Source organism: Methanoculleus sp. MH98A, from assembly GCF_000691865.1.
In the GTDB taxonomy this organism is placed as follows: Archaea; Halobacteriota; Methanomicrobia; order Methanomicrobiales; family Methanoculleaceae; genus Methanoculleus.
In genome coordinates this window covers 1-969 of record NZ_JMIO01000273.1, presented here as the reverse complement: position 1 = coordinate 969, position 969 = coordinate 1, and the positions used below count along the sequence as shown (strand labels likewise).

Genomic DNA, 969 nt, shown 5'->3' with positions numbered 1-969 from the left:
ATCGAATGAAATATAGAACTAAAAATTAAGCTGTAAGGAGAGGAACCCAATTGAGAAATTATAGAAAAGAAGGATTGACACTGGCAAGGCTACTTATGGTACTTGCGAGTTTCTCTCCACTTTTCCTGCTGTGGGCAATTCGAGGGACAACACATTTCAATAATTATGTTTTTGTCGCAATCTGCGGATTTCTAATTGTATTTCCGAACGCATTTCTCCTATGGCGTATTGGAAAAGCCCAATCAAACAGCGATGTTAAAACAATTTCTGTCGCGTTTGCCGAGGATCACCGCGAGCACGTCATAGTATATCTATTTGCAATCCTGTTCCCGGTCTATTCATTAAGTTTAGATACCTTCAGTAACTTCCTTTCAGCGGTTGTCGCTCTAACGATCATATTAGCGTTATTCTGGTGCCTTAATCTCCACTATATCAACATATTTTTCTCATTTTTTGGTTATAACCTGTTTACTCTTGTTCCACCTCAAAGAAATGACGGCATCAGTGGGGAGGAAAGGCTGGTTCTAATAACTCCTAGAGCCTTTATACGTAAGGATGAGCAGATTGATGCTGTAAGAATAAGCGATACTGTTTTCTTTGAGAGCAAGAAAGAGTGATCTGAATGACCAATACGGACCCAAACCCTGCCATTCGTTCGATTGAGTTCGGAATCATTTTAAAAGAGGGTGAAGAGCTCTCCTATTACTTAATTCCAACTGATATAACTCTAAAAGCCGAATTTCGTAGAATGCTAGAGCAAACGCTGTCAAATTGGCAGGAGGGCGTGGAAGTAGCAAGGGAATATGATCCTGCGGAAGTCTATCCGTCAAGAGCTCAATTAGAGTTACCATCTGACAGTCCCTTACTTGGAAACCTGTCTGAACTATATAATGCGGAAAATATTCCCATTGAATCCAGTAGAATCCGAGAAATTCCAAAATTATTTGCTTACTTCTGTATATTTAGAAC

2 protein-coding genes are annotated in these 969 nt (G+C 39.7%); both read left to right on the top strand.

Features of this window, described 5'->3' with window-relative positions; translation table 11 throughout:
- Window positions 1–95 precede the first annotated feature (95 nt).
- Window positions 96–617 carry a hypothetical protein gene (locus EI28_RS14285; protein ID WP_155937478.1) on the top strand — a complete coding sequence of 174 codons (522 nt, stop codon included), beginning with the start codon at window positions 96–98 and terminating at the stop codon, window positions 615–617.
- Window positions 618–622: 5 nt separating this feature from the next.
- A partial coding sequence (locus tag EI28_RS14280; RefSeq protein WP_155937476.1) for a hypothetical protein occupies window positions 623–969 on the top strand: 347 nt, incomplete at its 3' end.

Bases quoted from the DNA above. Each gene is read 5' to 3' on its own strand.
- EI28_RS14285 (WP_155937478.1), top strand. From the start codon at position 96: ATGGTACTTGCGAGTTTCTCTCCACTTTTCCTGCTGTGGGCAATTCGA.